This is a genomic window from Hoeflea sp., from assembly GCF_984452065.1.
Map to the genome: position 1 here is coordinate 1 of NZ_CFHWAF010000082.1, position 20,623 is coordinate 20,623.

13 protein-coding genes are annotated in these 20,623 nt (G+C 61.7%); 2 read left to right on the forward strand and 11 right to left on the reverse strand.

Features of this window, described 5'->3' with window-relative positions; translation table 11 throughout:
- Window positions 1–154: 154 nt before the first annotated feature.
- Complete coding sequence (locus AC5E6N_RS15620; protein WP_491748676.1) at window positions 155–1,108, reverse strand: DMT family transporter; 954 nt, start codon at window positions 1,106–1,108, stop codon at window positions 155–157.
- A gap of 63 nt (window positions 1,109–1,171) precedes the next feature.
- Window positions 1,172–3,481, reverse strand: a complete 2,310-nt coding sequence (locus AC5E6N_RS15625) for a xanthine dehydrogenase family protein molybdopterin-binding subunit (protein ID WP_491748677.1) — start codon at window positions 3,479–3,481, stop codon at window positions 1,172–1,174.
- A 181-nt stretch (window positions 3,482–3,662) separates the two neighbouring features.
- Here AC5E6N_RS15625 and pepN point away from each other — a divergent pair, with 181 nt between their 5' ends.
- Together pepN and AC5E6N_RS15635 are read left to right on the forward strand one after the other, a co-directional pair.
- A complete protein-coding gene (gene pepN, locus AC5E6N_RS15630) occupies window positions 3,663–6,311 on the forward strand; it encodes an aminopeptidase N (protein ID WP_491748678.1) in 2,649 nt (882 codons plus the stop codon).
- A 211-nt stretch (window positions 6,312–6,522) separates the two neighbouring features.
- On the forward strand, window positions 6,523–8,850 hold the full coding sequence (locus AC5E6N_RS15635) for a PAS domain-containing sensor histidine kinase (RefSeq protein WP_491748679.1): 2,328 nt from the start codon (window positions 6,523–6,525) through the stop codon (window positions 8,848–8,850).
- 10 nt (window positions 8,851–8,860) lie between these two features.
- On the opposite strand, the gene AC5E6N_RS15640 is transcribed toward AC5E6N_RS15635, so the two are convergent.
- From AC5E6N_RS15640 to AC5E6N_RS15680, 9 genes are all read right to left on the reverse strand, one after another.
- Window positions 8,861–11,821 (reverse strand): bifunctional [glutamine synthetase] adenylyltransferase/[glutamine synthetase]-adenylyl-L-tyrosine phosphorylase, encoded by a 2,961-nt coding sequence (locus AC5E6N_RS15640; RefSeq protein WP_491748680.1) that lies wholly within the window; start codon window positions 11,819–11,821, stop codon window positions 8,861–8,863.
- Window positions 11,822–11,824: 3 nt separating this feature from the next.
- Window positions 11,825–13,228, reverse strand: a complete 1,404-nt coding sequence (locus AC5E6N_RS15645; RefSeq protein ID WP_491748681.1) for a sensor histidine kinase — start codon at window positions 13,226–13,228, stop codon at window positions 11,825–11,827.
- A 3-nt stretch (window positions 13,229–13,231) separates the two neighbouring features.
- Window positions 13,232–13,951: a response regulator transcription factor gene (locus tag AC5E6N_RS15650; protein WP_491748682.1), complete on the reverse strand. Its 720-nt coding sequence runs from the start codon at window positions 13,949–13,951 to the stop codon at window positions 13,232–13,234.
- Between the two features lie 132 nt (window positions 13,952–14,083).
- Window positions 14,084–15,634, reverse strand: coding sequence for a Do family serine endopeptidase (locus AC5E6N_RS15655; RefSeq protein ID WP_491748683.1), 1,551 nt, complete (start codon window positions 15,632–15,634; stop codon window positions 14,084–14,086).
- 198 nt (window positions 15,635–15,832) lie between these two features.
- Window positions 15,833–17,089, reverse strand: coding sequence for a bifunctional alpha/beta hydrolase/OsmC family protein (locus AC5E6N_RS15660; RefSeq protein WP_491748684.1), 1,257 nt, complete (start codon window positions 17,087–17,089; stop codon window positions 15,833–15,835).
- Window positions 17,090–17,122: 33 nt separating this feature from the next.
- Window positions 17,123–17,572 (reverse strand): cytochrome c-type biogenesis protein, encoded by a 450-nt coding sequence (locus AC5E6N_RS15665; RefSeq protein ID WP_491748688.1) that lies wholly within the window; start codon window positions 17,570–17,572, stop codon window positions 17,123–17,125.
- A 29-nt stretch (window positions 17,573–17,601) separates the two neighbouring features.
- Window positions 17,602–19,587 carry a heme lyase CcmF/NrfE family subunit gene (locus AC5E6N_RS15670; protein ID WP_491748685.1) on the reverse strand — a complete coding sequence of 662 codons (1,986 nt, stop codon included), beginning with the start codon at window positions 19,585–19,587 and terminating at the stop codon, window positions 17,602–17,604.
- A gap of 5 nt (window positions 19,588–19,592) precedes the next feature.
- The gene (gene ccmE / locus AC5E6N_RS15675) at window positions 19,593–20,036 is read right to left on the reverse strand and encodes a cytochrome c maturation protein CcmE (protein WP_491748686.1); all 444 of its coding nucleotides are present in this window, start codon (window positions 20,034–20,036) and stop codon (window positions 19,593–19,595) included.
- Window positions 20,033–20,623, reverse strand: a 591-nt coding sequence (locus AC5E6N_RS15680; protein ID WP_491748687.1) for a tetratricopeptide repeat protein, incomplete at its 5' end; no start/stop codon positions are given. The genes ccmE and AC5E6N_RS15680, both read right to left, overlap by 4 nt.

Genomic DNA, 20,623 nt, shown 5'->3' on the forward strand with positions numbered 1-20,623 from the left:
CGTCCACTGGACGATTGCGCGAGACGGGCTCACCGTTGCGCCGCTTGCCCGATGCTCTGCATCGCGCTGCGCGACGCGCCTTGCCGAGTGAACCGATTTTCCGCCATCAAATGCTTCAATCCAATCACAACTCGCTCTAATAGCGACGGTGCCCTCACCCCTGCGGCGTGGTGAAACGCCGCCCTTCCCTGCGCTCCACGCCGAGACGGTGCTCGCGCACGATGATGTAGAGGCCGGCGGCAACCACGATGGCCGTTCCCGTAATCATCGACCATTGCGGCACATCGCCGAACAGCAGATAGCCGATGGCCATCGCGAAGACGATCGACGTGTACTCGAACGGTGCGATGGTCGACACCTCGGCATAACGATAACTGTGCGTCAGAAAGATCTGCCCGAGACCGCCCAGAATGCCCGCCATGATCAGGAGAGCCAGCGCGCCGGCATCGAGCGGCACCCAGCCGAAGGGAAGCGAAAGCAGCGACAGCGCCGTTGCCGACAGGGAAAAATAGAGCACGATCGTGGGGGTGCGCTCCGTCTCGACCAGGCGGCGCACCAGGATCATGACAAAGGCGACAAGAAAGGCGGAGACCAGGACGGCCACCACGCCCCGGGTCTGCCCGTTCTGCCAGAAGGATCCGTCAAAAATCGTCAGGAGCGGCCACGATATGACCATGACCCCGACGAGGCCGACCCCGACGGCCGACCAGCGATAGACCCGTATCGTCTCGCCCAGCACCAGTGACGCAAGAACCACCATCAGAAGCGGCCTGGCATATCCGAGAGCGATCGCATCCGGCAGCGGCAATTGCGTCAGCCCGTAAAAGCCGCAGCCCATCGCCATGACGCCGACCATTCCCCGCCAGATGTGGCGAAACGGGTATTTGGTGGCAAAGGCGGTGGACAATTGTCGCCGCGCGGCGAGATAGATGAAGACCGGGATCATCGCCATTGCGGAGCGGAAAAAGACGAGCTGTCCCGGCGGCACCCCGTCGCCGGCCGCCTTTATGCACGTCGCCATGGCCACGAAGAAGACGACGGATGCCAGTTTCAGACCAATGCCCGTCATTTGATTGGCCTGAACACCCTGCCCTGCCGCCTCACTCATTGCGGACCTTCGCAGCGGGCCTTGCGCCCGGTGTCGCAACAGGCCGCGGACATTTGAACATGATCACGCGTTCGCCGCCTGCTGAATGGCCTGCCATATCCTTTGCGGTGTCGTCGGCATTTCGATGTGGCGGATGCCATAGGCCCGGTCAAGCGCATCGATAACGGCGTTGAGCACGGCCGGACAGGCTCCGATGGTTCCCGCTTCGCCGGCCCCCTTGATGCCCATCGCGTTCGTTGTCGACGGGACGTTGTGCATGGTGAAATCGAACGAGGGCAAGTCATCCGCCCGCGGCATTGTATAGTCCATCAGGCTGGCGGTCAGAAGCTGACCGTCGTCGCCATAGACCACGCCCTCAAGCAGGCACTGGCCGATGCCCTGAACAGCGCCGCCATGCACCTGCCCCATCAAAAGGGTCGGGTTTACCACCACTCCGAAATCGTCGACGATCGTATAGGCAACAATCTCGGATTTTCCGGTTTCCGGGTCGATTTCGATCTCGCAGATATGCGTGCCGTTGGGGTAAGTCGCCTCGTCCTGGCGGATATCCGCGACGGCCTTGAGCTGATCCGGGCCTTGCGCCGCGGCCGCGATCTGCTCATAGGTGATCGACTGGTCCGTCCCGACCACCTTCGCTTCGCCCGCAACCAGTTCGATGTCCTCCGCCGAGGCCTCCAGCCGGTCCGACGCAATCTGCCGCATCTGCCGGGCGAGCATCTCGCCGGCACGGTCCACGGAAACGCCGCCGAGCGGCACGGACCGGGAACCGCCGGTGCCGCCGCCCTTGTCGAGATCGTCGGTGTCGCCCTGCTTGACGATGATCTTGTCGAAATCGATGCCAATTCGGTCGGCAATAAACTGGCTGTAGGCCGTCGCATGCCCCTGCCCGTTCGTTTGCGTGCCGATATGCAGCGTCAGCGTTCCGTCGGCGTTGAGTTCCAGATGCGCCGGTTCGGAGCCCGCGAATGCGCAGGCCTCGACATAGACGGCCGTGCCAAACCCGCGGATTTTACCGTTCTGGCGCGCCCTTGCCGCCCTTGCCTCGAACCCGGACACATCGGCGCGCTCAAGCGCCTGATCCATATGGGCCTGAAACTCGCCGACGTCGTAATTGCGGCCCGATGCCGTGACATAGGGGAATTGTTCCGGACGGATGAAATTGCGGCGGCGAAGCTCCGCGACATCGATGCCGGTCTGCCGCGCGCATGCGTCGACGAGACGTTCGATCAAAAGGGCGGCTTCGGGACGCCCCGCGCCCCGGTATGCATCGACAGGCGTCGTGTTGGTATAGACACCTTCGATGCGCACATGGTGCAGTTGGATGTCGTAAACGCCGGTCGCCATCATGGCGCCAAACTGCGGCACCATCGGGCCGAAGCCGTTCAGATAAGCGCCCATATTGGCCTTGACGTCGATGCGCAGTGCGTTGAAGCGGCCATCCTCGCCGACGGCCAGTTGGGCTCTTACAAGGTTGTCCCTGCCATGTGCATCGGCGACAAAATGTTCTGACCGGTCCGAATTCCACTTGACCGGGCGACCGAGGCGGCGCGCTGCTTCCATCGTCAACGGGTATTCCCGGTAATTGTGAATACGGGTTCCGAACCCGCCGCCGACATCGCCCGAAATCACGCGGATTTTTTCCGTCTCCATGGAAAAGACATGGTTGGCGAGCGTATTGCGGATATGGTGGACGCCCTGTGAGCCGACCGTCAGTGTGAAGCTTTCTTTCTGCGGATCCCATTCGGCCAGCGCCGCTCTGGGTTCCATGTAATTCGATACGAGACGGTTGTTCGTATAGTCGATTTCAATGATATGGGCGGCATCCTGAAAGGCTCTTTCGGTTTCAGCCTCATCGCCCTGTTCGAACCTGTAGACACGGTTGGAGCCGAGCTCCGGCCAAAGAAGCGGGGCGTCGTGCGAAAGCGCGGCATCCATACCGGTCACCACCTCGACATCCTCCCAATCGATGTCGATCAGCTCGGCGGCATCCTGAGCCTGCCTCAGGGAATCGGCAACCACAAATGCTATGGCGTCGCCGACATAACGCACGCGCTCCTCGCACAGGATTGGCGTTTCGCGCAGTTCGTGCTTGGCGCCGCCGGGTTGCTTGACCTGGGCATGGCAGTGAATATCTCCGAGTTCAGCCACGTCGGCTGCCGTCATGACGAGATGGACGCCGTCACCGGACAAGGCATCGTCCACCGAGTTGATTGTGAAATCGGCGGCCGCATGGGGGGACCGTACTACGTAGCCGTAGAGCTGGTTCGGGCGGTTGAAGTCGTCTGTATATCTGCCCCGGCCACGGACCAGCGCGTCATCTTCTTTTCGCAGCGCTGAGGCTCCAACGCCGAACTTCGGTGTCACGATATTCATCTGAAAACCTGCGATCAGGAAATATGGGACGGAACAGATGCCCCGCTTTTCATGATTATAGAGCGACGTCGGAACCTTGTCACGCCGACGGAAAGACGAACCGCGACCGATAGTAATTGACGCAACGGCCAAAGCGGGACTATGGCATGGCCGGCGGCACCAGAACCAAACGGGCGAAAGCATGAATACGGAAACCGCGCAGGACGTGCGCCTCGAAGATTACAGGCCGACCGATTTTGAAATCGAAACGGTTGATCTTACCTTCCGGCTCGACCCGGCGAGCACCCGCGTCACCAGCCGCATTTCACTTCGCCGCCGCGACGGGACGCAGAGCGATGCGCCGCTGGTTCTCGATGGCGATGAGTTGACTTTGGTCGAACTCAAGATCGATGGCATCGCGGCGGAAACGGAACGCTTCACCGCCACGCCATCGAGCCTTGAAATCCGCGACCTGCCCGAGACCGAATTTTTCACGCTGGAAATCGTCACGGAAATCGCACCGGCGGGAAACACCAAACTCATGGGTCTCTACCGCTCAAACGGTGTTTACTGCACACAGTGCGAGGCCGAGGGATTTCGCAGAATCACCTATTTCCTCGATCGCCCGGATGTGCTCGCCGTCTACACGACGCGCATCGAGGCGCCGGAGAAAGAGGCACCGCTGCTGTTGTCAAACGGCAATCCCGGCGAGACCGGCACGCTCGATGACGGTTGGCGTTTTGCCGTCTGGCACGATCCGCATCCGAAGCCGAGTTACCTCTTTGCCCTGGTCGCCGGCGACCTTGCCGTCGTCAGGGACCGGTTCGTCACCCGGTCGGGAAAGCCGGTCGTGCTGGAGATCTATGTCGAGCACGGCAAGCAGATACGCGCCAATTACGCCATGGACGCGCTCAAGCGCTCGATGAAATGGGACGAGGACCGTTTCGGGCGGGAATACGACCTCAGCGTCTTCATGATTGTCGCCGTGTCGGATTTCAATATGGGGGCCATGGAGAACAAGGGCCTCAATATCTTCAACGACAAATATGTGCTGGCCGATCCCGATACGGCAACCGATACCGACTACGCCAATATCGAAGCGATCATCGCACATGAGTATTTTCACAACTGGACCGGCAACCGCATCACCTGCCGCGACTGGTTCCAGCTGTGCCTGAAGGAAGGACTGACGGTCTACCGGGATCACGAGTTCTCGGCCGATATGCGCTCGCGCCCGCTCAAGCGCATCGCCGAGGTGCGGCTCCTCAAGGCGCACCAGTTTCCGGAGGACAGCGGCCCCCTCGCCCATCCCGTGCGCCCCGAACGCTACAGCGAGATCAACAATTTCTATACGGCCACCGTTTACGAAAAGGGCTCGGAGGTCGTGCGCATGCTGGCGACCATTCTTGGCCCGCAGGAGTTCAAGAGCGGGCTCGATCTTTACTTTTCGCGCCATGACGGCGATGCCGCGACGATCGAGGATTTTCTCAAATGTTTTGAGGATTCCAGCAGGGTCAGGCTGAGACAGTTCGCCCTGTGGTACCATCAGGCCGGCACGCCGGTTCTGACGATCAGTGCGCGGTATGACGGCAGGGCAAGGAAGCTGCTGCTGGACATCGAACAATCGGTGCCGGCAACACCCGGCGAAACCAAAAAGAAGCCGATGCACATTCCGCTCCGCTTTGGCCTCATCGATGCGGACGGCGGCGAGATCGACGCGACGGACATCTGCGGCGTCGATGTGGCAGGCGACGTCATGCATGTGAAGAAACGCGCCCACAAAATCATCATCAGCAAAGTCATGAAACGGCCGGTCATCTCGCTGAACCGCAGCTTTTCGGCGCCGATCAATATCAGTTTCGAGCAGAGCTCGGACGACCTCTTCCATCTCGCGCGCTTCGAGACGGATGCGTATTCACGCTGGCAGGCGCTCAACGAACTGGCCATACGCGAGCTCATTGCCGCCACCGGCGCGGTGCGTGACGGCACCGACATCGCCACCGGCGAAGCGCTCGTTTCCGGCGTCATCGCCAGCCTGGACGATGAGGCGCTGGAGCCGGCCATGCGCGCCCAGGCCGCCTTGCTTCCCGGCGAGGCCGATATTGCCCGGGAGATGGGCAACAACATCGACCCGGATGCCATTTTTGAGGCCCGCAACGCGGTTCTGGACATCGTTGCCGCAACGGGACTGGAAACCCTGGACAAGGTGGTGGAGCGCCACACGCCCAGCGGCCGCTACAGCCCCGACGCACAAAGCGCGGGAAAACGGGCACTCTATCTTGCCGGTCTCGACCATCTGACCCGCGTCAGCATTCCGGCCGACGCGCTGCTGCCGATCTTCCGCTCCGCCGACAACATGACCATCATGCACGGCGTGCTCGCCATCCTCGCCCATCGCGTCCCCGAAACAGCGGCCGCCGAGACCGCGCTGGCCGAGTTCGAACTGCGCTTCCGGGAAAACCCGCTGGTTATCGACAAATGGCTGCAGATCCAGGCGACAATCCCGGGGCACAATACGCTTGCCCGCGTCAAGCAACTGATGGGCAGCAATCACTTCTCCATGGAGAATCCCAACAGGGTGCGCGCCCTGATCGGCAGTTTCAGCGCGGGAAATCCGACAGGCTTCAATCGGGCCGACGGCGCGGCCTATGCGTTCCTGGCCGGGCTGATCATCGAACTGGATTCACGAAACCCGCAGGTCGCCGCGCGTATTCTGACATCCATGCACTCCTGGAAATCACTTGAACCGGTGCGCCGGGAGAAGGCGCGCACGGCGCTTGTCGCAATCTCGGAACAGCCCTCTTTGTCTCCCGATGTGCGCGACATAACGGACAGAACGCTCGGTCAGTAGCCGTCCGCCCCGGGCCGATTTGCCCGGCCGCGGGCCGGATCGCAGACGAATGCCGCCGCCTGACTTTGCGGAAAAACTGAATTCTGCAGCAATTTTAATAGGTTGAAAAAGAATTAACAACAGGGCTGGACAAGGCGAATCACCTTTGATTCATTAGGGCAGGTTCGGACATGCGGCTGCCGAATCACTTTTGAGTACGCAGGTGGGACACATGGCAGAAGCGCGGCGAGCGGGCGCTACTGATGGGGAGAGTCTATCCGGAGTGCGGGACGGCCAGGCATTGCGGTCCGACCTTGCCGGTCATGCGAAGATTTTCGCCGAACCCGCCTATAGCCGTCTGGCCAAGGCCGAGCCTTTCCTCAAGCGGTCGATCCCGATCCTGATCGTCGCTTTTCTCATCGTGATCGCCGCGGCGCGCATGATCGATCTTCTCCAGGAGCGCAGCCGCCTGGAAGAAAGCGCCCGGCAGGCGACCGCGCTCACGGGTCTTGCGGCAACGGCGGTACTGTCGGCGGACCGGTCGGCCCTGGCATCGCAGCATCGCTGGAATGTCGAGCTGCGCATGGGCAACGCCCTGCCCGCGACGCTGATCACGCATGGCCGGTTTGTTCTGGTGTCAAACATCGATGGCCGCGTTTTTGCCACGACCTCCTACGGCAACAGCTTCGTCGGCCGCAGCCTCGACCAGATCGTTCCGGCCTCCTCTCCGCTGCGCCTGTTCGGGGCGCGCGCAGGCGTTCATCAGATCGAATACAAGCGGCAAAGCTATTACGCCGCGCAATCGGTTCTTCCGACCGGCGGCAGTGTCACCGTTCTGACACCGGTCGCGCGGGTCATCGGCCCCTGGAAACAGGAAGTCTCGATGAACGTGACCCTGTTTGCCGCAACCTCCAGCATTCTGCTGATCATTCTCTACGCCTATTTCACGCAGGCCTCGCGGGCCCGCAATGCCGACGAAATCTACCTTGAAGCCCATCATCGCGTCGACACCGCGCTTTCGCGCGGACGCTGCGGGCTCTGGGACTGGGACCTGGATCGCGACAGGCTCTACTGGTCGCGCTCGATGTATGAGATCCTCGGGCTGCAACCGCGTGACTGCGTGCTTTCGCATGCCGACGTCGCCAAGCTCATCCATCCCGATGACCGCAGCCTTGTGGACACCGCCCGCTCCACGTCCGGCGGCAGCGCCGAGCAGCTGGATCACACATTCCGCATGCGCCATGCCGATGGCCATTACGTGGTGATGCGCGCCAGGGTGCAGATCACCGGCGGCGCCCAGGCCCCCCTGCATCTGATCGGCATCGCCATGGATGTGAGCGAGCAGCAGCGGCTCGCCCAGCGCTCCGTGGAGGCCGATCAGCGCCTGTTCGAGGCTGTCGAGAGCACATCCGAGGCCTTCGTCCTGTGGGACCGGGACGGACGCCTGGTCATGTGCAACTCGAAATTCCAGCATATTTACGGCCTGCCCGACGAAGCCGTCCTGCCGGGCGCGGACAAGCAAAGCGTGATCGCGGCGGCGGACCGGCCGGTGGTCAAAAGGACGATTGCCGCCTCGGACGGCTCCTCGCACGCCAGGAGCATGGAGGTTCAACTCGCCGACGGCCGGTGGCTGCAGATCAACGAAAGGGCGACGCGCGACGGCGGTTCCGTATCGGTCGGCACCGACATCACGCAGATCAAGCGGCATCAGGACAGGCTGCACGAATCGGAAAAGCGGCTGATGGCGAGCATCGGCGACCTTTCGGCCTCTCAGGGCAGGCTCGAGGAAAAAGCCGTCGAGCTCAGCGATCTCAACGCCAAATATCTTGCCGAGAAGGATCGGGCGGAGGCGGCGAACAAGGCCAAGTCCGAATTCCTCGCGAACATGTCGCACGAGCTGCGCACGCCGCTGAACGCCATCATCGGATTTTCGGAGATCCTGCAGAGCGGCATGTTCGGGCCGCTCGGGTCGGAAAAATATGCCGAATATGCCGATGACATCAACAACAGCGGCAAGCATCTGCTTGGCCTGATCAACGATATTCTCGACATGTCGAAGATCGAGGCAGGCAGGCTGCACCTGGCGTGCGAACGGGTCGATATCGCGCCGCTCATCGAGGAGACGCTGAGGCTCGTCGCCGTTCAGGCCGGCGCCAAGTCCATCACGCTGGAATCGAAGATATCGGCCGGCCTGACGCTCCATGCCGATCGAAGGGCAATCAAGCAGGTCCTCCTGAACCTGCTTTCAAACGCCACCAAATTCACCGAGGACGGCGGACAGATCCTTGTGCGGGCACGGAAATATTCCGATGCGGTGACCCTGACCATTGAAGACACGGGCATCGGCATTCCCAGAAAATACATGAAGCGGATCGGGCAGCCCTTCGAGCAGGTGCAGAACCAGTTTTCCAAAAGCTGCGGCGGATCGGGCCTTGGCCTCGCGATTTCCAGGGCCCTCATCGCCCTTCACGGCGGCGCCATGAAAATCCGCTCGACGCCCGATGTCGGCACGATCGTATCGCTGCGGCTGCCGCTGAACCCCCAGAAGACATTCGACTGAGCAGCGGGTGTCAGAGCAACTGACGCTCGTGCACGGTTCGCGTGAATATGGCGCGCACCTGTGCCGAGGCCTCGTTCAACTCGGCCTCGAGCGTGCCGATATCCGGGAAATCAACGCCCCTCAGCATGAGTTCGCTGAACGCCTGAGGCGCGCTCTGCGGGTCGAAGGCATCCTCGAGACACAGCCGCACGATCTGCGAGATCTGCGTGTAGAGACCGAGGGCCGCGATCAGCGTCGATGCGGCATCCTCACCGATCATCGACGGTCCCAGCGTTTCGAGCACGGATTTTGTCTGCGTGCCCGGCGCGGTTTCGGGGCGGTTGAGCCGCGATGCATTCAGGCGCAGGAACTGGGCGATGAACTCGATATCGATCAGCCCGCCCGCAATGAGCTTCAGGTCCCAGATATTGGCCGCGGGCTTTTCCTTTTCGATGCGCCGGCGCATTTCCTCGACATCGTCCGCCGTCTTGTCGATGTCGCGTTTTCTGGAAAGCACTTCAGCGAAGACGTCGCCCGCTTCCTCAGCCAGCGTGTCGTCGCCGGCGACGACACGCGCCCGGGTGAGCGCCATGTGCTCCCAGGTCCAGGCCTCTTCCCGCTGATACTTGCGGAACGCCGTGATGCTGGTCGCAACGGGACCCTTGTTGCCTGAAGGCCGCAACCGCAAATCAACCTCGTAAAGGATACCTTCGGATGTCGGCGCCGACAGAGCGGACACGAGCCGCTGCGTGAAACGGGCGTAGTAGCGAACCGGATCGATCGGCTTGGGTCCGTCGGATTCCAGGCAATCGGGATCATGCGCGTAGAGCAGGATCATGTCGACATCGGATTCGGCGGTCATCTCGTGACTGCCGAGCTTGCCGAGACCGACGATGGCTGTCCGGCCGCCGGCAATGCGCCCATGGGCCCGCTCCATCTCCGCCTGAACCGCTTTCAACGCGGCCTGCAGCGACAGATCGGCAATGTGAGAGAAGGCCCGCGCTGCTCTCTGCCCGTCAATGGCACCGGTCAGCAGGCGCACGCCGATCAGGAACTTCTGTTCGGACGCAAAAATCCTGAGCCGGTCCAAAATCTCCTCATAGGCGAAGTTACCGTCGAGGAAGGCCTCGAGCCGTTCGGAAAGCCGCGCGCGCGTCGGCAGTTCCGACAGCAGCGTCGGGTCCAGCATGCCGTCGAAGACGTGCGGTCTGCGGCTGATAATACTGGCCAGTTTCGGTGCCGACCCCATGATGCTGACAAGGAGCGACATGAGGCCGGAATTGTTGCCGAGCAGGGAAAAAAGCTGGATGCCGGCGGGAAGTCCCGACAGGAACGCGTCGAATTTCAGCAGCGTTTCGTCCGCCCTGCCCGTATCGGCGAATATCTGCAGGAGTTGCGGCATCAGTTCCGTCAGCCGCTTGCGCGCCGCCGCCGTCTGGGTCGCGCGGTAGCGGCCATAATGCCAGGTGCGGATGACACGCGACATGTCCGACGGGCGCTTGAAGCCCATTTTGCTCAACGTTTCGATGGTTCCCGGATCGTCATCGTCTCCGGTGAAGACGAGATTTCCATCGCCTGCGGTCAGGCCCTCCTCGTGTTCAAAAAGCCGCGCATAGTGCTTTTCAACCAGCTTCAGGGTCGCGGTCAGGTGGGTGGCAAAAGCCTCGGTCGAAGCAAAACCCGTCAGCCGTGCGATTTCACCTAACTCCTCCTCGTTGTCGGGCAGGACATGGGTCTGTTCATCGCGGCGCATCTGGATGCGATGTTCGACCGCGCGCAGAAACCAGTAGGCGTTGCGAAGCGACCGCTCGGTGTTGACGTTGATCCAGCCTGCCTCGGCCAATGCGGCCAATGTCTTTACGGTCGGTTTGGTGCGAAGCGCGGGCATGCGGCCGCCGGCGATCAGTTGCTGGGTCTGTACGAAAAACTCGATCTCGCGAATGCCGCCACGACCGAGCTTGACATTGTGTCCGTAGACAGAGATTGCGCCAAACCCCTTATGGGCATGGATCTGGCGCTTGATTGAATGGATGTCGGCAATGGCGACGTAGTCGAGATATTTGCGAAAGATAAACGGGGTCAGATCGCGGCAAAACGCGCTGCCGGTCTGAAGGTCCCCGGCGGCGACGTCGGCCTTGATATAGGCGGCGCGCTCCCAGTTCTGGCCCCTGCCCTCATAGTAGTTGAGCGCAGCGTGATAAGGCAGCGCCAGCGGGGTTGACCCCGGATCCGGGCGCAAACGCAGATCGGTGCGGAAGACATAGCCGTCCGCGGTTCGCTCCTGCATGATGTGGATAAGCCGGCGCACCATGCGCGAAAACACATCGGTGGCCTCATCGCGATCTTCGACAATTGCGGCCTGGGGATCGTAAATCACCACGAGGTCGATGTCGGAGGAATAGTTGAGTTCGCTTGAGCCCAGCTTTCCCATGCCGATAACGGCAAGGCCGCTGCCGCGGCTGGGATCGTCCCTGTTCCTGACAACCACCTTTCCCGCATTGTGCGCGGCCAACAGCAGGTGATTGACTGTCGAGGAAACGCAGGCGCGGGCAAAGGCGCTGAGCCATGCGGTAATCGTGCGCGTATCGAGGCTCCTGCCCAGATCGAACAGGGCGAGCGAGAAGGCAAACTGCCGCTTGAGCCGGCGCAGGCTGCGCATCAGACCGGCTTCCGCCTCGTCGTCGCGCCACGTCCCCTTGGCGCGCTCGACCAGTTCATCGAGCAAAGCTTCCGGCTTGGTATCGAAGGTCGGCAGGATACAAACGGGATGCGTGAGCGCGATTTCGCGCAGATAGGGCGACAGGCCCATGGCGGTCAGCAAAAGCGTGCGCTGCGATGAATCGGCTTGGAGAAAAGCAACCAGATCAGCCTGACCGGCCGCGGCGCCTTGCAGATCGTTCAGGTTCTCATGCCACGAATCCGGTGAAACAGGCCTGACCGGCAATACACCATCGCCATCCGTACCCGCATCCGCCGGCCGCGCATTGCTCACATTCTAACTCCGCATGTCAAATACCATTCTGGCGCGGAGTCCACATTGCTCATTCTCACCGCAATTGACAAGCTCAAGGCGGCCGCCATGCAGGTCCATTATGGCGTCAACCAGGCTCAGACCAAGCCCGGTTCCGGGGATCGAGCGGCTCTCGTCGAGACGCACGAAGCGCTTGACGACATTGGCCCGCATGGCCTCGGGAATTCCCGGTCCATTGTCGGAGGCGGACAAGACAACACCCTTGCCGTTGCCCTCAAGGCGCACCTCGATGCGCGGCGCGCCTTCACCGTCCGCCGAATATTTGATGGCATTGTCGATCAGGTTGGTCAGCGCCTGCCCGATCAGTTCACGGTTGCCGGTGACCTTCACTCCCTCGTCGATCCGGGTTGACAGATCGACGCCCGCCTCCTCGGCCAAAGGCTCGTAGAGCTCCGCGACATCATGGGCAATCTGGGTCAGATCCACCTCACGCATTTCAGCCACGGTCGCGCCCGCCTCCACCCGCGAAATCATCAGCAGGGCGTTGAAGGTACGGATCAGCTGGTCCGATTCCTCGATCATCTCCTGCATGGCTTCGCGATAGGCGTCCGTGTCCCTCTGCCCGGCCAAGGCCGCCTCGGCGCGGTTGCGCAGGCGCGTCAGCGGCGTCTTGAGGTCGTGGGCTATGTTGTCGGAAACCTGACGCAGGCCCTCGTTCAGCTTTTCGATCCGGCCAAGCATCGCGTTCAGCGCTTCAGAGAGCCGGTCGAACTCATCCCTGCTGCCGCTCACCGGAAGCCGCTGGCTGAGATCGCCGGCCATGATCTTGCGGCTGGCCTGCGATACCCGGTCGATCCTTTGAAGAGCGCCGCGGCCGATAACGAACCAGATAATCAGCGCGCCGATCACCATGATACCGAGCGCCATGGCCAGAGAGCGCCGAACCATGGTGCGAAAACGCGTCGGCTCGCCGAGGTCGCGCCCGACCAGAACCCGCATCCCGTTTGGCAGGAAGATCACCTGGGCGAGCGCCGCGTGACCGGGCGTTCCTTCCGGCTGGTAAAACCGGCGATAGGTAAAGGAGCTTTCCGTCCAGCCTTCCACGTCGAGCACACCCGTCTGCAGGCTTTCGACGTTTCCGGCCAGGATACGGCCATTGGCTGACGCGATGATGTAGAGATTGGCGCCGGGTTCACGCGAGCGGCGGTCCATATGCCCGATCAGCATCGAGACGCCGCCCCGATTGTAGAAATTGCCCAGGACCTTCAACTCGTCCTGAACGACCTGCCGGGTCTGATATGTCAAAAGGCTGGAGGTCAGATCCGTGACATAGAACACCAGCGCCACCGCGCAGATCGAAAACAGTCCGAGATAAAGCGCCGACATGCGGACGGCGGTGGTTCGCAAAAGAGTGCCGAAGCGACTCATTGCCTAACCGTCGGCTTTGAGGATGTAGCCCGCGCCCCTGACCGTGCGCAGCAGGGCCTTGTCGAAACCCTTCTCGATTTTTGACCGCAGGCGCGAGATGTGCACGTCGATCACATTGGTCTGCGGATCGAAATGGTAGTCCCATACATTCTCCAGCAGCATGGTGCGGGTGACCACCTGGCCGGCATGCTTCATGAGATATTCCAGGAGCCGGAATTCACGCGGCTGAAGATTGATCTTCCTGCCCGCCCGGTGGACTTCATGGGCCAGCCTGTCGAGTTCCAGATCGCCGACCTTATAGACCGTGTCGTTGTCGCGCATGCCTTTGCGGCGGCCCAGAACCTCGACGCGCGCCAGCAATTCGGAAAAGGAATAGGGTTTGGGCAGATAATCATCACCGCCGGCGCGCAAACCGGTCACCCGGTCATCGACCTGACCGAGAGCCGAGAGGATCAGAACAGGCGTGTCGATGGATTTCTCACGGAGTTCTTCGATGATGGACAGGCCGTCGCGCTTGGGAAGCATGCGGTCGATGACCATGACATCATATTTGTTCTCGGTCGCCAGATAGAAGCCGAGATCGCCGTCGCTCGCGTGGTCGGTTACGATGCCGGATTCATTGAAAGCCTTGACCAGATAGGCAGCCGCTTCCAGATCATCTTCGATAACCAGAATCTTCATGTCCGGTATTTTAGGCGCATATTCGAATGAAAAACAAACCATAAGATTTCAGCCCGGGCCTGCGCGCCTTTGCGACTTCCCTAGAAGGACGGACAGCGGGTCGATGGGAGACCCGCTGCCCACAGAATCGGGCGGTTGGCCGGGGGCGACATAATGACCGCCCACCCGATCTGTTCAACTCGTCGCAACCGGCAGCGCCACAAAGCGGCTGCTGTCCTCGTTGCTCAACTGGAAGAGAACCGCTTTGCGGCCGGCCTTTGTGGCTTCTTCAACCGCTTCGGACAGTTCATCGGCCGACCTGACGTCCGTGTTGTTCACGGCAACGATCATGTCGCCCTCACGCATGCCGCCCTCAGCGGCTGTGCTGTTTGCTTCAACCTCGGTAATGAGGAGGCCGTGGCCATCGTCCGCCGGCATTACGGTAAGGCCGAATTCCTCCAGATAGTCACCTTTGCCGGTCTTCTGCGGGGCGGCTGCCGACGCTTCCCTGCGCGGTTCGGCCAATGTGCCGATCTCCACCGACACGGTGCGGCTGTCGCCGTCGCGCCAGATGGTGAGCTCGGCATCCTCGCCCGGATCGATGCCTGCAATCTTGCGGGCAAGATCCCGCGGACTTTCTACAAGTTCGCCGTCGACGGCCGTTACCACATCACCGGATTTCACGCCGGCCTCGATGGCCGGGGACTCGTCCTGCGGTTCCGTCACCAGCGCGCCTTTCGCCTCGCTCAAGCCGAGCGATTCGGCGATATCGTCCGTCAGCGGCTGGATCTGCACGCCGAGCCAACCGCGCTCGACGGAACCGTCAGCGATCAGATCCTGCACGACCTCGTCGGCCAGCGATGCGGGAATTGCGAACGCAATGCCGACATTTCCGCCGGACGGCGAGAAAATCGCGGTGTTGACACCAATGACCTCGCCCTCGAGGTTGAAGGTCGGACCACCGGAGTTGCCGCGGTTTACCGCCGCATCGACCTGAATGAAATCGTCATAGGGGCCGGAGCCGATGTCCCGGCCGCGTGCCGATACGATGCCCGCCGTAACCGTGCCGCCAAGTCCGAACGGGTTGCCGACGGCCACGACCCAGTCACCGATGCGGGTCTTGTCGTCCTGGTCGAAAGCGACATAGGTGAACGCGCGATCGGAATCGATGATCTTGAGAACAGCGAGATCCGTGCGCGAATCCTTGCCGACCAGCTCCGCGTCGAGTTCGGTGCCGTCATGCATGATCACTGCGAACTCGCTGCCATTGGCGACAACATGATTGTTGGTAACGAGATAACCGTCTTCGGAGATGAAGAAGCCGGAGCCCTGGGATACGGGACGGACATTCGGACGGCGCTGCTCGGGTTGTGCCCGGTCGTCACGCTGGCCGAAGCGCTCGCCGAAGTTGAACGGGTTGCCCTGGCCCTCGCCGAAATCACGGAAGAAACGGCGCATGGGATGGTCTTCGGGCAGGTCCTCCAGATCCGGCCCGCCGAAGCTGAAGCCGTTGGAGGAGACGGGCTTGATGTCGGAGCGAACGCGCACGGAGACGACGGCGGGGCTGACGGCTTCGACCACATCGGCGAAACCGGGCTCCTGCGGTGCCTGGACCCTTACGGCATCAGCATATGCTGACTGAACGCGAGCCGGAATGCCGCTGGCCATCATCGCCGCGGTCAGGCCCAGAACGGCTGTCGTTGTCAGCAATCCATTGCGGGAGACGCGGAATTTGAACTTTTTCATTGAATGACGTCCTCTGACGGTCTGTTCACTCCCCTCTGGAACGAGAGATAGTGAGAGGCACCTTACGACCGCCTATCCAAAATATGACAAATTTGTAATCTTCGGGATTTTGCACCGCGGATACAGCGTCTCCGGCGGTTTTGAGGCCGCCGGAGCGTCACGATTTTGTGCGGGTCGGGCGCGGCGATTGAGCGCCGGTCAGGCGTTCACCTGATCATTCTCATCGGCGAGGGCGACTTTGGTGGCGATTTTGGCCGATGATTCGAGGGTTTTGTGCACCGGACATTTGTTGGCGATCTCCTCAAGCCTGCCCCGCAATTCGCCGGAAACGACGCCATCTATGCGAATAACCCGCTCGAACCTGTCGATGCGACCGCCGGCCTTCTGTTCGTCCTCGGTACACTCGACGCAATCGGTGGCGTGTATTTTGGCGTGGGAAACGTCAACCGTTATGCGGCCAAGCTCGGCCTTTTTGTGGTTGGCATACATGCGCAGCGTCATCGACGTGCAGGCGCCGAGCGCGGCGGAGAGAAAATCATAGGGCGACGGGCCGGAATCGAGGCCGCCGAAACTGACCGGCTCATCGGCAAACAGGCGATGGCGTCCCGCATGGACCGTGTTTTGAAACCTGCCTTCACCGGTTTCCGATACGCGGACCGCCTCGATATCGGTCTCCCCCTGCGGTGCGTCTTCGTCGAGATATCGCGACGCCCAGGTGGCAATCGTCGCCGCGGCGTATGCCGCGTCCTTGGCCTGGCTGACCAGATGGTCGGCGCCATCGAGCGAGATAAAGCTCTTCGGGTGTTTTGCCGCACCGAAAATGGACGCTGCGTTTTCGATACCGACCGTCTGATCGATCGGAGAATGCAGGACAAGCAGGGGCTTGCGCATGGTTGCGATACGCTCGCTGAGAACACTCTCGCGTACGTCGTCAAGAAACTGCTTCTTTATGGTGAAGGGCCGGCCGGCGAGTTGCACCGTGGCTTCCCCGTGTTCTTCAATTTCCTCGATCTTGGAGCCGAAATTGTGGACGACATGCGCAACATCGGCCGGCGCACCGACCGTCGCGACCGCCTTGACCTCAGGAATATCGCCAGCCACCGCAAGCACCGCCGCGCCGCCGAGCGAATGACCGATCAGGATCGAGGGGGCTTCGTAATTGTCGCGCATATAGTCGACCGCCGACATGAGGTCGGCAACGTTTGAGGAAAAGTTCGTGGAGGCAAATTCGCCTTCGCTGGAGCCGAGGCCGGTGAAATCGAAGCGCAGCACGGCGATGCCTGTCCGCGCCAGTTCGGCGGCGATGCGCTTGGCGGCGAGAATGTCCTTGGTACAGGTGAAGCAGTGGGCAAAGAGCGCATAGGCGCGCACATGTCCTGCCGGAATATCGAGCCTTGCGGCAAGGGTCGCGCCCGAGTGGCCGCCGAATTCTGTCTTGATGGAGGTTGCCGTCATGTCCATGCTCCCTGTTCGTCGGGAGCAAGGCTATCAGGTCTCGCGATCACGCGAACCTAAAACTTTCCTGAGATCGGCCTCTTCATCCTCCGAAAGCAACGTGCCGCCGGCGGTCTTCACGCCGCGCCGCACATTCAGGAACAGATATGCCAGGCCGCCGACCAGGACGGCAAAAGGTGTCGCCCAAAGCAGCGTGGTCTGCACCGACAGGCGCGGTTTGAGCAACACAAACTCGCCGTAACGCGAGACGATATAACCAACGACCTCGTCATCGCTGTCGCCCTCCACCAGCCGCTGCCGCACAAGAACACGCAGGTCCCTGGCAAGTTCCGCATCGGAATCGTCGATCGACTGGTTCTGGCAGACGAGGCAGCGCAGCCCGGCCGAGATGTCACGGGCCCTTTCCTCAAGGGCCGGATCGTCCAGTATCTCATCGGGCGTGACCGCGGCGGCCGGCGTCAGCCAGACAGCCGCGCCGAGCATCACCGCGCCCCATATGGCGATCGCGCGGCTCACGCGCCCTGCTCCGCCGGCTTCTTGCGCGTTTTGCTCGCGACCGGCGCACCGATGCGAAGACGGCGGTCCAGGAGGGAGACGATGCCGCCAACCGACATGAAAATCGTGCCGTACCAGATGAACGTCACCCAGGGTTTCCACCAAACGCGCACGATCGTCGAGCCGTCGGGCGATTCATCGCCCAGCGACACGTAGAGCTGGCTTGGACCGGTGGTCAGTATGCCGGCTTCCGTCGTCGGCATCTGTCTGGCGGTGTAAACCCGTTTCGCCGAGGTCACCTCGCCATATGGTACGCCGTCCCGGGAAACCGCGAAAACACCCTGCAGTTCCGTGTAGTTCGGCCCGGTGTTCGGGCGGAGCCCCAGAAACTCGAGTTCAAACGGCCCGCTTTTGGTGGTGTCACCCTTCTTCATCGAGGTGACGAGTTCGGTCGAGAACGCCGTCACGGCGACAATGCCGATGACGGTGATGCCGAGGCCGAAATGCGCCAGTGCCGTGCCGAACGCCGAGCGGGGCAAACCCTTCAGGCGCTGCCAGAAAACCGGCGCGGTGACACGGCCGATCCCGGCGCGGTAGGCGAGGTCAGTGACGCTTCCGGCGAGTAGCCAGACACCGATGGCGATGCCAAGCGCCGCCAGCACCGGCGCGCCGGTTGAAAAATAGATGACGGCGAGCGCCGTCAGGAGGGCGATCCCGGCGGCCGCATAAAGGCGTTGGGTGACGGCGAGGATATCGCCGCGTTTCCATGCCAGCATCGGTCCGAAGGGCACGGCAAGAAGGAGCGGCACCATCAGCGGCCCGAAGGTCAGGTTGAAGAATGGCGGTCCGACGGAGATTTTCGAACCCGTGATCGATTCAAGCACCAGCGGATAGAGCGTGCCGACGAGGACGGTGGCCGTGGCCGTCGTCAGGAACAGGTTGTTGAGAACCAGCGCGCCCTCGCGCGATATCGGCGCAAACAGCCCGCCCTGCGACAGGGACTGCGCGCGAAGGGCAAAGAGCGCAAAGGCACCGCCGATAAACACCACGAGGATGCCGAGGATGAAGACACCGCGTGTCGGATCGGTCGCAAAGGCGTGCACCGACGTCAGCACGCCGGAGCGGACGAGGAACGTGCCGAGCAGCGACAGCGAGAAGGTCATGATCGCCAGCAGCACGGTCCAGATTTTCAGCGCCTCGCGCTTTTCCATGACCAAGGCGGAATGAAGCATCGCGGTGCCGGCGAGCCAGGGCATGAATGACGCGTTTTCGACCGGGTCCCAGAACCACCAGCCGCCCCAGCCGAGTTCGTAATAGGCCCAATAGGAGCCCATTGAAATGCCGGCCGTCAGGGCCGTCCAGGCGGCCAGGGTCCAGGGGCGGACCCAACGGGCCCAGGCGGCATCGATGCGGCCCTCGATCAGCGCTGCAACGGCGAAGGAGAAGCAGATGGAAAACCCGACATAGCCGAGATAAAGCAGCGGCGGATGGATGGCGAGCCCAACATCCTGCAGGATCGGGTTGAGGTCGCGTCCCTCGATCGGCGCCGGGTTCAGGCGCTGGAACGGATTTGAGGTCAGGAGAACAAAGAGCAGGAACGAGGTTGTGATCCATCCCTGAACAGCCAGCACATTGGCCTTCAGTCTGGCAGGCAGATTGGCCCCGAAATAGGCAACGAGCGCGCTGAAGAAGACGAGGATGAGGATCCACAGCAGCATCGAGCCCTCATGGTTCCCCCAGACGCCGGAGATCTTGTAGATCATCGGCTTCAAGGAATGGGAGTTCTCCCAAACGTTCCGGACCGAAAAGTCCGACTCCACGTAGGATATTGTCAGCGCGACGAATGACAGCGCGACAAGCGCAAACGACGTCACCGCCGCTGGCGGCGCGATGGCCATCAGTGCCGCATCGCCGCGCGTCGAGCCGATGATCGGCAGAACCGATTGCAAAAGCGCAATGGCGAGCGCCATGACAAGTGCGTAGTGGCCAAGTTCGACAATCATGTGCGCTACTCCCCCTCGCCCTTCCAGACGCCCTGCGCCTTGAGGCTGTCGGCAACCTCCTTGGGCATATAGGTCTCGTCGTGCTTGGCGAGCACCGTGTCGGCGACAAAGACCGGATTACCGGACTGGAAAGCCCCTTCGACCACGACGCCCTGCCCTTCACGGAAAAGATCCGGCAGGATACCGTTGAAGGTGATCGGCACCGTGTTTGCCGTGTCGGTGACCGAGAATTCCACCATGGTGCCCTGACCGCGCTGGACCGATTCCTCCGCCACGAGCCCGCCGAGCCTGATGCGCGTTCCCGGCGCAACGGTCTTTTCGGCGATATCTGTGGGCGAATGGAAATAGACAATCTGTTCCCGCAGCGCGAACAGAACCAGAAGGACCGCGGCGGCAATGACGCCCATGCCCCCGGCAATGATGCTCAGTCTCTTTTGTTTGCGTGTCATTGTTTCACCTTCTGCGGCGAAAACCCGAATTGCTCGGCGGCGCGGTTGAGGGCCTGGCGACCGGCGCTTCCGGCCTCGAAATTCTCGATTGCGCGGCTGAAGGCGTCGCTTGCCTGATCGGTCCTTCCAAGAACCATGTAGGAGCGCATCAGCCTCAACCAGCCGTCGAGATCGTCAGGTTCCTGCCGCAGGCGCTCATCGAGCCCGGCAACCATGGTTTCGACCATTTCGCTGCGCTCGTCCTGCGAGAGCTCCATTGCCGCCTCGACGGTTTCCCTATCCGGCTGAGGGGCCTTGCCGGCGGCGATATTCGCCTCGACCCCGGCAAGATGCGCGCGCACCTGCGGCATCCAGGGCGCATCGGGCGGAGAGTTTGCCGCGAGCGTTTCGAAGGCCGCCTTCGCTTCCTCGAACCGGCCTTCCTGAGACAGGCCGAGGGCCAGGAAGAATGATGACAGCGGATTGTTCGGCTGGTGTTGCTCGGCCGCCTGAAACGCCGCCAGGACGTCGGCGGTGACAATCCCGCCGCTTTGGGCAAACAGCGCCTGGCCGAGGCCGAGCTGCCTCTGCCCGCTCGACCCTAAAAG

What these genes read in the sequence shown, in the direction of transcription:
- AC5E6N_RS15665 (WP_491748688.1), bottom strand. Translation starts at nt 17,572, where the DNA reads ATGCTCGGCGCGGCTGTCTGGCTGACGCCGGCCGCCGCGGTCACGCCC.
- AC5E6N_RS15660 (WP_491748684.1), bottom strand. Translation starts at nt 17,089, where the DNA reads ATGACGGCAACCTCCATCAAGACAGAATTCGGCGGCCACTCGGGCGCG.
- AC5E6N_RS15655 (WP_491748683.1), bottom strand. Translation starts at nt 15,634, where the DNA reads ATGAAAAAGTTCAAATTCCGCGTCTCCCGCAATGGATTGCTGACAACG.
- pepN (WP_491748678.1), top strand. Translation starts at nt 3,663, where the DNA reads ATGAATACGGAAACCGCGCAGGACGTGCGCCTCGAAGATTACAGGCCG.
- AC5E6N_RS15620 (WP_491748676.1), bottom strand. Translation starts at nt 1,108, where the DNA reads ATGAGTGAGGCGGCAGGGCAGGGTGTTCAGGCCAATCAAATGACGGGC.
- AC5E6N_RS15650 (WP_491748682.1), bottom strand. Translation starts at nt 13,951, where the DNA reads ATGGTTTGTTTTTCATTCGAATATGCGCCTAAAATACCGGACATGAAG.
- AC5E6N_RS15645 (WP_491748681.1), bottom strand. Translation starts at nt 13,228, where the DNA reads ATGAGTCGCTTCGGCACTCTTTTGCGAACCACCGCCGTCCGCATGTCG.
- AC5E6N_RS15670 (WP_491748685.1), bottom strand. Translation starts at nt 19,587, where the DNA reads ATGATTGTCGAACTTGGCCACTACGCACTTGTCATGGCGCTCGCCATT.
- ccmE (WP_491748686.1), bottom strand. Translation starts at nt 20,036, where the DNA reads ATGACACGCAAACAAAAGAGACTGAGCATCATTGCCGGGGGCATGGGC.
- AC5E6N_RS15635 (WP_491748679.1), top strand. Translation starts at nt 6,523, where the DNA reads ATGGCAGAAGCGCGGCGAGCGGGCGCTACTGATGGGGAGAGTCTATCC.
- AC5E6N_RS15625 (WP_491748677.1), bottom strand. Translation starts at nt 3,481, where the DNA reads ATGAATATCGTGACACCGAAGTTCGGCGTTGGAGCCTCAGCGCTGCGA.